Here is an 8,939-nt window from a genome sequence, read left to right on the forward strand (position 1 = left end):
GCGGCGATCCCCGCCACCAACGCGGCATGGATCGCCCGGTTGCTCTCCACCGCTTCCGATCCGCCACGCAGGATCACCGCATTGCCCGACCGCACGCACAGCGCAGCGGCGTCGGCGGTCACGTTCGGCCGGCTTTCGTAGATGATGCCGATCACCCCGATCGGGACGCGCACACGCGACAGCGCCAGGCCGTTGGGGCGCGTCGCCGTGTCGATCACCTGCCCGACCGGATCGGCCAGCGCCGCCACCGCGGCAATGCCATCGGCCATCGCGGCGATTCGCGCCTCGTCCAGCCGCAACCGGTCGAGCATTGCGCCCGACAGGCCGTTCGCCTCGCCCCGCGCGACGTCGGCCGCATTGGCCGCGATGATATCGGCTGCGGCGGCACGGATCGCGTCGGCCGCCATCGCCAGCGCGCGCGCCTTGTCAACATCCGGCACGCGGGCCAGCAACCGGGACGCGGCGCGCGCGTGCACCGCCATCGCGGCGATCAGGGCGGTGGGGGTCTGACTGTCCAACATCCGCCGCCCCTAACACGCCGCCCCGCCGAACCTCAATTCGGCTTGTCGAGCGGCTCCGCGCGCAGCACCGGTGCGGCGCAGTCCCCCGGCGCCGCCGTCGCGACCGCCGACGGGCGTGCGCGCCCCATTGTCCAGTTCGCCTGCAACCGCACGCGCGGATTGGGTGCGCACCAGATTTCGCCCGTATCGTTGATCGCGGTGACCCAGATCAGATTGTGTTCCTGCCCGTAATCGATGACCGCGAAGGCGTAGCCCGCGCCCTTGTCGATGACATGGACCGGAAGCGGCGGGTCAAGTTGCTGGAACGACATGGGTTACTCCACTGATGCGGATCACCAACCCCTGTCATGCCCGCCCGTTCCGCCGGCTGGACGACGCGCCGCGCGTTCCTATATCGCGGCGATGAACCAGCCGCTCGATCGCCGCCACTTCCTCGCCGCCGCCGGTCTCGGCACCCTCGCCTCCGCGCTGGTCGCCTGCGGCAGTCGACCCGCGGAAGCCGCCGAACATTTCCCGGTGACGAAGACCGATGCGCAATGGCGCGCGCAGCTTGGCCCCGCCGCCTTCGCGGTGCTCCGCCAGGAAAGCACCGAGCGCCCCTTCTCCAGCCCGCTCAACGACGAACATCGCGCCGGCACCTTTGCGTGCAAGGGCTGCGCCCAGCCGCTGTTCTCGTCGCGCACGAAGTTCGACAGCGGCACCGGCTGGCCCAGCTTCTGGGCGCCGCTGGCCAATGCGGTGGCGACGCGCAGCGACCGGACATTGGGGATGGTGCGGGTGGAGGTCCACTGCCGGCGCTGCGGCGGGCACCTGGGGCACGTCTTCGACGACGGCCCGCGCCCGACCGGCAAGCGTTATTGCATGAACGGCGTGGCGATGACCTTCCGTCCGGCCTGACGCAGGAGCGACCGGTCGCTCAGCGCGCGATCGGCAGCACGCCGTCGGCGGGCACGGCCGCAACGGTGGCGATCGTCACCGGCGGCAGCGGCGCCTCGACGGTCGGGGTGGCCGGCGCACGGCCCGAATAGATGAAGCCCGCCACCGGATAGCTGGTGGTGCCCAGCCCGCCGGTCGGCGCGTACCACACGCGCACCTTGCTCCAGTCGCCGGCTTCCGACACGTCGACCGCGCGCACGTTGCGCTCGATCCCACCGCGGCGCGACCAGTTGGCGTGGGTCAGCAGGACCTCGCGCTCACTGACGATGCGGCTGACCATCGCGACATGCCCGACCGGCATCGAACGAACGGCCTTGAACGCCATCACCGCGCCCACCTGCGGGCGGTCGCCGCGCTGGTAGCGGCCGGCGGCCTGGCCCCACCAGGTATTGGCATTGCCGCGGATCTCGATTCCGGACACGTCACGGGCGAAGGGCGCGCACTGCAGATACTTGGCCTGCGCCGGCGCGGTGGTCCCCAGGGCGCACGACATCACCAGCGCAAAACGCGCTGCCATCACCTTGAACTTCACGGGCGACCCCCCGGTCTCAACGAACTGATGCAGTGTCGCTAGCCGGGGATTTTTCCGCCTGCAAACGGTCGCGGAACCAATTCGGATGAACGGAGCATGACCGGCGACGAACCGCTGCGGCGCCGCAAAAGCGCGACAGCGGCGCTGCCGGTAACTGCGACCTTGGTCTTAGGCGAACGGCTCGCGCGGGGCCGAATCGACCACCGGCGCGCCCGCCAGCCGCGCCATCCGCAGCTCATGCTCGCGCCGTCCGAACGGGAACCGGGAATAGAAGAACGACGCCAGCACCGCGAACACGACGTAGCAGCTGGCATAAATCAGGGTCAGCCGGTCGAGCACTGCGACCGGCACCTGCCCCGGCACCGCCTTTTCGGGAAAGCCCGCCGCCGCCAGGATCAGCCCGCACACGAAGATGCCGATTCCGCTGGTGCATTTCTGGACGAAGAAGCCGCCCGCGAAGAACATTCCTTCTGACCGGCGCCCGGTACGCAGCTCGGCATCCTCCACCACATCGGCCAGCATCGATGCGCCCAGGATATAGGCGGTGACGCTGAACGCGGTGCCCATCGCCACCAGCGTGAACAGCACCGGCAGCAGCGCCGGATCGCCCACCGCGGGGAACAGCCCAGCCAGCCGCAGCCAATAGGGCGCGGTGCCGAACACCACGCTCGTCACCGCCGCCACCGCCGCCGCGCGCGGCTTGGACAGTTTCGCGCCGATCCGCGGCGCCACCACGAACGCGCACGCCACGCCTGCGAACAGCGACAGGCTGAGCAGCACGAACTTCATGCCGCGCAGCCCCCACACGAAGCTGTAGAGATAGTTGGACAGGGCATAGACCAGCCCCTGCGCGGTATAGGCGCAGATCCCCGCCAGCATCAGCGTCACGAACGCGCGATTCCTCAGCGTCGCGCCGATGTCGCGGAAACTGTCCCGCAACGACCGGTCGTCGGCGGGCTGCTGCGGCAGGTTGGGGATTTCGCGGTGCGTGCTGATCGCCGAGACCAGGATCGTCGTCCCCATCACCACCGCCCCCGCGATCGCGAAGCTGCGATAGCCGGCCGGGTTGAGCAGGCCGTTGGGATAGCCGGGGGTGGGGCTGAGGAAATAGAGATAGGCCGACACCAGCATCAGCAGCCCGCCCGCCCAGCCGAACAGATAGCGGTACGCCATGATCCGCGTCCGCTCGTCATAATCGCCGGACAATTCGGCCGCGAGCGCCTGACTGGGCACTTCATAGGCGCTGACCGCCGACCGCACGACCACCGCGACCGCGAACAGCCAGCCCAGCACCAGCTGCTGCGGTGCCGCCGGCGGGTTCCACAACAGCAGCCAGCCGATCATGATCGGCAATGCCGCTCCGTACATCCACGGATGCCGCCGCCCCCAGCGCCCACGCGTGCGGTCCGACAGGAAACCGACGGTCGGATCGACGAAGGCGTCGATGATGAGCGCACACATCACGACGAAACCGACCGTCGCCGCCGGCACGCCGACCACCTGATTGTAGAACAGCAGCAGGAACGTGCCGAACCCGGCGTCCTTCACCCCGTAAGCGGTCGCGCCGATGCCATAGCCGGCCATCGTCCCCGGCGACAGCCGCCGGACCTGCGGCGCGCTCCCCGCCAGACGCGCGCCGCGATCGGTCATCGAAAGGCTTCCAGCGCGGTGAACAGCGACGGCTCGCTTTCGTCCCAGCTGGCGCGCGTGCCGATCGTCATGCCGCCATCGATCAGGATGTGCGTGCCGGTGACGAATGCCGCATCGTCGCTCGCCAGATAGGCGACCGCGGCGGCGATATCCTCCGGCCGGCCGGCACGCTGCACCGGCTGCGCCTTGGCGGCGATCCCGGCGATCGCCTGGTTGGCCATCTGCCGCTTGTCCTCCCCCACGTCGAGGTGGCGGGTGAAGATGTTGGTGGTGATGAAACCGGGGACGACCGCATTGACGCGGATGCGGTGCCGCGCCAGCTCCGCCGCCGCCAGTTTGGTCAGGTGCAGCACCCCGGCCTTGGCGGTGGAATAGGCGATCGGGGCATAGCCGCTGCCCAGTGCCGACACGCTGGAGGTGTTGACGATCGCCCCACCGCCGCGCTTCGCCATCAGCGGCGCGGCATGGCGGATGCCCAGTGCGACCGATCGCAGCAACAAGGATTGCGTCCGGTCCCAGTCGTCGGCGGCGATCTCGTCGATCCGCTCGCGCGCGCCGCCTGCCCCGGCATTGTTGAACAATATATCCAGCCCGCCCGCCGCGTCGGCGGCGCCCAGCAGCGCCGCGATGGCCGCTTCGTCGGTGACGTCGGTATGCTGGAAATGGATCCGCCCATTCGACGTGGCGGCGATCTCCGCGCCCGCGTCGCGGTCGATATCACCGATCCACACCTCGGCGCCTTCGTCCACCAACCGCAGCGCGGTGGCGCGCCCGATGCCCGATGCACCACCCGTCACCACCGCGCGCCTGCCCTGAAGCCGCATCCCACTCTCCTGCGAACGCCGGCCCGGCCATGCTGCCGGGTCCGGTGTTTCGGCATCATAGTATGGGCTATGCTCCCGTCAACACGCCACGGTTCGAATATCGGGTTTGCCTCGTACGGCCAAATATGGCTAGGATGCGCGCCATGGCACTCGATCCCGAAACCTTCGACGCGCTCATCGACACGGTGCGCCGTTTCGTCACCGAACGATTGCGCCCGCTGGAAGCGCAGGTGGAAGCCGACGACGCGATTCCCGAGGCGGTGGTGCAGGACATGCGCGACATGGGGCTGTTCGGCCTGTCGATCGCGCCGGAATATGGCGGGCTGGGGCTGACCATGGCCGAAGAGGCGCTGGTCGCGATCGAAATGGGGCGCACCACCCCGGCGTTCCGCTCCAATTTCGGCACCAATGTCGGCATCGGCAGCCAGGGGCTGGTGATGGCCGGCACCCCCGAACAGAAGGCGCAGTGGCTGCCGCGCATCGCCAGCGGGGAGGTCATCACCAGCTTCGCGCTGACCGAGCCGGAGGCGGGCAGCGATTCGGGCGCGGTGCGCACCCGCGCGGTCCGCGACGGCGACGGCGACGTCTATCGCCTGTCGGGCGGCAAGCGGTACATCACCAATGCCGATCGCGCCGACCTGTTCACCGTGATGGCGCGCACCGGGGAGGAAGCGGGCGGGCGCGGCGTGTCGGCCTTCCTCGTGCCCCGCGACCTGCCCGGCGTGTCGGTGGGCGAACCCGAACGCAAGATGGGGCAGAAGGGCGCGAAGGTCGCCGACGTTCATTTCGACGACGTGCGCGTCCCCGCCGCCAACCGGCTGGGCGCGGAGGGCGAAGGGTTCAAGATCGCGATGCGCGTGCTCGATCGCGGGCGGCTGCACATCGCGGCGGTGTGCATCGGCGTCGCCGAGCGGCTGATCTCGGACAGCGTCGCCTATGCCGCGGAGCGCCGCCAGTTCGGCAAGCCGATCGCCGAGCATCAGCTGATCCAGGCGATGATCGCCGATTCGAAGACCGAGGCGCTGGCCGCCAGGGCGCTGGTGCTCCAGACCGCGCGCGCCAAGGATGACGGCCAGGACGTCGTGCTCGAATCCGCCGCCGCCAAATATTTCGCCAGCGAGATGGTCGGCCGCGTCGCCGACCGCGCGGTACAGATCTTCGGCGGCGCCGGCTATATCGCCGATTACGGGATCGAACGGCTGTACCGCGACGTGCGGCTGTTCCGCATCTACGAAGGCACCAGCCAGATCCAGCAGCTCATCATCGCGCGCGAAACGATGAAGCGCGGCGGCTGACCACTTCCGTCGCCCCAGCGAAGGCTGGGCTCTCGAGCGTCAGGGGTGGTCCTGCGCGGCACGAGACCCCAGCCTTCGCTGGGGTGACGTCTTTCAGGAGAGATCACATGGACACCACCAACCTGTTCCGCCTCGACGGCCGCATCGCGCTGGTCACCGGGGGCAGCCGCGGCATCGGCAAGATGATCGCCGCCGGCTTCATCGCGCAGGGGGCGAAGGTCTATATCTCCAGCCGCAAGGCGCCGGCGTGCGAGGATACCGCCGCGGAGCTGGGGCCGAATTGCATCCCGCTGCCGATGGACGTATCGACCGTCGACGGCTGCCGCGCGCTCGCCGCCGCGCTGGCCGAGCGCGAGGAACGGCTCGACATCCTGGTCAACAATGCCGGCGCGGCGTGGGGCGTGCCGTTCGAGGAATTTCCCGAAAGCGGCTGGGACAAGGTGATGGACCTCAACGTCAAGTCGCCGTTCTTCCTCACCCAGGCGCTGCACGGCCTGCTCAAGGCGGGGGCGGCCGGCGGCGCACCCGCGAAGGTCATCAACATCACCTCGATCGACGGGCTGCGGCTCAATCCGTGGGAAACGTACAGCTATCACGCATCCAAGTCGGCGCTGATCTACCTGACGAAGCGGCTGGCGGCGCGGCTGGTGAGGGATGGGATCAACGTCACCTCGATCGCCCCCGGCGCCTTCGCCAGCGAGATGAACCGCGCCGCGCGCGACCATGGCGATGCGGTGGCCAAGGCGATCCCGGCCCGGCGGATCGGCGCGGACGAGGACATGGCCGGCACCGCCATCTACCTCGCCAGCCGCGCGGGCGACTATGTGATCGGGGAGACGATCGCGGTCGACGGCGGTATCGTCAACGCCAGCCTGGGCACCAGCATCGACGCCTGATCCCGGCCTCGGCGGCCGATCGCCCGCGATTCGGCCGCTTCGCGCACCGGTTTGGTGCGACGCAGCAAGGTTCCGGCAACATCGGAAAGGCGCGGGCAACGCTGCTTCGCTGCAAGGCAATATAATGTTGCTGCACCACGGCACGCGGTTGACCGGTTAACCGCCGCCCCCGCACATCCTGCGCTTCCGCCACTATCGGGAGCGCAGCGATGCTTCACTATCTCGCCGACACGCACGACGAACCGATCACCTGGCGCGATGTGGAAGCCCTGCCGATCATCGCGCTGGGCGTGCTGGTCGTCATCGGCTTCGTGCGGATCCAGCAGGAACTGACGCCGGGTCTGGCGGCCGATTTCTGGAAGGGCGCCGGGATCGTCATCCTGCTGGGCGTGCGCAAGATGCTGGGCGACCGGCTGGACCTGGACGACGCGGCCGCATGATCGTCGGCCGTGCGCCGCGGATCCGCCATACGCTCTATCCCGCCTGGCGCACGCTGGCGGTGCTGTTCGTCTGGGATTCGGCGGTCACCCTGTTCTATTATGCGCTGCCCTTTTCCGCGCCGGCGCTGCCGGTGACGTTGTTCGGGACGGTGCTGGGGCTGTTCCTGGGGTTCCGCACCAATTCGGCCTATCAGCGGTGGTGGGAGGCGCGCACGCTGTGGGGGGCGATGATCAACGCCTCGCGCAGCCTGTCGCGTGCGGTCATGGCGTTCGTCCCCGACGATCATGCCGCCGCCGCGACGATGAAGCGGCTGCTCGTCCGGCGCCAGATCGCCTATGTCCACGCGCTGCGCGGCCAGTTGCGCCGCCAGGATCCCGCGCCGGACATCGTCCGCCTGCTGGGCGAGGATGCCGCGGCGGAGGCGATGGCGCGCAGCAACCCGGCCAACGCGCTGCTCGACGGCAGCGCGCGGATGATCGCCGATATCCGTCGCGAAGGGTTGATCGACACGATCCAGCAGGCGCAGATCGAGCGCGTGATGGTCGACATCGCCAATGCACAGGGCGGGATGGAGCGGCTGAAGAACACGCCGCTGCCCGCGCAATATCGCAGCTTCCCGGTGTTCTTCACCAAATTACTGTGCCTGTTGCTGCCGATCGCGCTGGTCGACACGCTGGAATGGGCGACCCCGATCGGCTCGTCGCTGGCGGGGTTCATGTTCCTTGCCGGGTTGCAGGTCGCCGACGACCTGGTCGATCCGTTCGCCAACACCGTCCACGACGTGCCACTGACCGCGATGTGCCGCACGATCGAGATCGATCTGCTGCAATCCGCCGGCTACGAAGCCCCGCCGCCACTGCAACCCGACGGTCATGTGCTGTGGTGAACATGGCGGGGCTGGGTCAAACGGACGAGTGGGAGGCTTCTGTTGCCCGGTGCCTCCCGTACCGCTGGAATCCCCTTCTGTTGCCCGGTGGGGTCCAACCGCGCTATTTTGGTGTAACGTCAGGCCGTTAGGCCATCAGTTACGCCGCAATCGCGAGTGCTTCGTTATCGTTGGCACTTGTGTAATGGGCCGTTGCGGTGGTCCCATTCCGAGCGAAGACGGCGCCTTTCAATACACGTCGATCCTGGTTCGGCCCCGTCAGCTGGGCCGCCCGGACGATGCGTTCGCACGCACCGCTCGCGCGGCGCAGATGGTGGAGCCGCCGGGTACTGCCCCCGGGTCCGCTGCATCTATTCTACGCCATGGTTTATCGCCATAGCCGGGTGGAACCCGGCACGACCTCATATAGGGGCCACGTCCGCGAACGCAAAGGCCGCGATGGCCATTTGTCCGCCACAATATCCCTGTATATAATAGGGTATGCTTACCCAGCGGTCGCGTTACGCCCTTCGTTCGATGCTGTTCCTGGCCACCGCGCCCGCCGACTCACCCCCGATTCCGATGACCCGCATCGCCGCGGAAGCGAACGTACCGCGCAAGTTCCTTGAGCTGATCCTCGCCGATCTGCGCGATGCCGGGCTGCTGCACAGCCACCGCGGCAAGATGGGCGGCTATTGCCTGTCGCGCCCCGCGCACCTGATCTCGCTGGGGGAGATCATCCGCATCATCGAAGGGCCGCTGGCGCTGGTCCCATGCGTCAGCCGCACCGCCTATCGCCCGTGCAAGGATTGCAAGAGCGAGGCGGATTGCGCAATCCGCCATGCGATGATGCGCGTGCGCGACGAAACCGCACGCATCCTGGACGGTACCAGCCTGGCGGATGCCACGGCGGAGGATCTGGTCGCGGCGTAAGGCGGGCGCGGGCCGCCGCAGCCATGCGGCGCCCGAAGGCGCCCGC

Annotated in this window: 10 protein-coding genes, 1 other RNA gene and 1 pseudogene; 6 read left to right on the top strand and 6 right to left on the bottom strand. The window is 68.5% G+C overall.

Features of this window, described 5'->3' with window-relative positions; genetic code table 11:
- Together proA and AX685_RS04050 are read right to left on the bottom strand one after the other, a co-directional pair.
- Nucleotides 1–521 (bottom strand): annotated as a pseudogene (gene proA, locus AX685_RS04045) (glutamate-5-semialdehyde dehydrogenase); the annotation flags it as partial.
- Between the two features lie 32 nt (nt 522–553).
- Nucleotides 554–832: a hypothetical protein gene (locus AX685_RS04050; RefSeq protein ID WP_066485681.1), complete on the bottom strand. Its 279-nt coding sequence runs from the start codon at nt 830–832 to the stop codon at nt 554–556.
- Nucleotides 833–923: 91 nt separating this feature from the next.
- Here AX685_RS04050 and msrB point away from each other — a divergent pair, with 91 nt between their 5' ends.
- Nucleotides 924–1,418 carry a peptide-methionine (R)-S-oxide reductase MsrB gene (gene msrB / locus AX685_RS04055; protein ID WP_066485684.1) on the top strand — a complete coding sequence of 165 codons (495 nt, stop codon included), beginning with the start codon at nt 924–926 and terminating at the stop codon, nt 1,416–1,418.
- A gap of 19 nt (nt 1,419–1,437) precedes the next feature.
- Here msrB and AX685_RS04060 read toward each other — a convergent pair whose 3' ends face one another.
- From AX685_RS04060 to AX685_RS04070, 3 genes are all read right to left on the bottom strand, one after another.
- Nucleotides 1,438–1,974, bottom strand: coding sequence for a CHAP domain-containing protein (locus AX685_RS04060; RefSeq protein ID WP_066485697.1), 537 nt, complete (start codon nt 1,972–1,974; stop codon nt 1,438–1,440).
- 183 nt (nt 1,975–2,157) lie between these two features.
- Complete coding sequence (locus AX685_RS04065; protein WP_197418475.1) at nt 2,158–3,639, bottom strand: MFS transporter; 1,482 nt, start codon at nt 3,637–3,639, stop codon at nt 2,158–2,160.
- The gene (locus AX685_RS04070; RefSeq protein ID WP_066485686.1) at nt 3,636–4,463 is read right to left on the bottom strand and encodes an SDR family NAD(P)-dependent oxidoreductase; all 828 of its coding nucleotides are present in this window, start codon (nt 4,461–4,463) and stop codon (nt 3,636–3,638) included. Before AX685_RS04070 ends, AX685_RS04065 begins: the two co-directional genes overlap by 4 nt.
- A gap of 143 nt (nt 4,464–4,606) precedes the next feature.
- Here AX685_RS04070 and AX685_RS04075 point away from each other — a divergent pair, with 143 nt between their 5' ends.
- From AX685_RS04075 to AX685_RS04090, 4 genes are all read left to right on the top strand, one after another.
- Nucleotides 4,607–5,758 (top strand): acyl-CoA dehydrogenase family protein, encoded by a 1,152-nt coding sequence (locus tag AX685_RS04075; RefSeq protein WP_066485688.1) that lies wholly within the window; start codon nt 4,607–4,609, stop codon nt 5,756–5,758.
- 107 nt (nt 5,759–5,865) lie between these two features.
- A complete protein-coding gene (locus AX685_RS04080; RefSeq protein ID WP_066485689.1) occupies nt 5,866–6,654 on the top strand; it encodes an SDR family oxidoreductase in 789 nt (262 codons plus the stop codon).
- Nucleotides 6,655–6,863: 209 nt separating this feature from the next.
- A complete protein-coding gene (locus AX685_RS04085) occupies nt 6,864–7,094 on the top strand; it encodes a hypothetical protein (RefSeq protein WP_066485691.1) in 231 nt (76 codons plus the stop codon).
- Nucleotides 7,091–7,981: a bestrophin family protein gene (locus tag AX685_RS04090; protein WP_066485694.1), complete on the top strand. Its 891-nt coding sequence runs from the start codon at nt 7,091–7,093 to the stop codon at nt 7,979–7,981. Before AX685_RS04085 ends, AX685_RS04090 begins: the two co-directional genes overlap by 4 nt.
- Before the next feature lie 65 nt (nt 7,982–8,046).
- Here the strand turns inward: AX685_RS04090 and ssrA are convergent.
- Nucleotides 8,047–8,416: a transfer-messenger RNA gene (gene ssrA, locus AX685_RS04095) on the bottom strand.
- 45 nt (nt 8,417–8,461) lie between these two features.
- Here ssrA and AX685_RS04100 point away from each other — a divergent pair.
- Nucleotides 8,462–8,893 carry an RrF2 family transcriptional regulator gene (locus AX685_RS04100; protein ID WP_066485696.1) on the top strand — a complete coding sequence of 144 codons (432 nt, stop codon included), beginning with the start codon at nt 8,462–8,464 and terminating at the stop codon, nt 8,891–8,893.
- Nucleotides 8,894–8,939: the final 46 nt, after the last annotated feature.

This window comes from Sphingomonas sp. CCH9-F2, assembly GCF_001556735.1.
Classification (GTDB): Bacteria; Pseudomonadota; Alphaproteobacteria; order Sphingomonadales; family Sphingomonadaceae; genus Sphingomonas; species Sphingomonas ginsenosidimutans.

Excerpts from the sequence above, each read along its gene's own strand:
- AX685_RS04050 (WP_066485681.1), bottom strand. The coding sequence starts at position 832 with ATGTCGTTCCAGCAACTTGACCCGCCGCTTCCGGTCCATGTCATCGAC.
- msrB (WP_066485684.1), top strand. The coding sequence starts at position 924 with ATGAACCAGCCGCTCGATCGCCGCCACTTCCTCGCCGCCGCCGGTCTC.
- AX685_RS04060 (WP_066485697.1), bottom strand. The coding sequence starts at position 1,974 with ATGGCAGCGCGTTTTGCGCTGGTGATGTCGTGCGCCCTGGGGACCACC.
- AX685_RS04065 (WP_197418475.1), bottom strand. The coding sequence starts at position 3,639 with ATGACCGATCGCGGCGCGCGTCTGGCGGGGAGCGCGCCGCAGGTCCGG.
- AX685_RS04070 (WP_066485686.1), bottom strand. The coding sequence starts at position 4,463 with ATGCGGCTTCAGGGCAGGCGCGCGGTGGTGACGGGTGGTGCATCGGGC.
- AX685_RS04075 (WP_066485688.1), top strand. The coding sequence starts at position 4,607 with ATGGCACTCGATCCCGAAACCTTCGACGCGCTCATCGACACGGTGCGC.
- AX685_RS04080 (WP_066485689.1), top strand. The coding sequence starts at position 5,866 with ATGGACACCACCAACCTGTTCCGCCTCGACGGCCGCATCGCGCTGGTC.
- AX685_RS04085 (WP_066485691.1), top strand. The coding sequence starts at position 6,864 with ATGCTTCACTATCTCGCCGACACGCACGACGAACCGATCACCTGGCGC.
- AX685_RS04090 (WP_066485694.1), top strand. The coding sequence starts at position 7,091 with ATGATCGTCGGCCGTGCGCCGCGGATCCGCCATACGCTCTATCCCGCC.
- AX685_RS04100 (WP_066485696.1), top strand. The coding sequence starts at position 8,462 with ATGCTTACCCAGCGGTCGCGTTACGCCCTTCGTTCGATGCTGTTCCTG.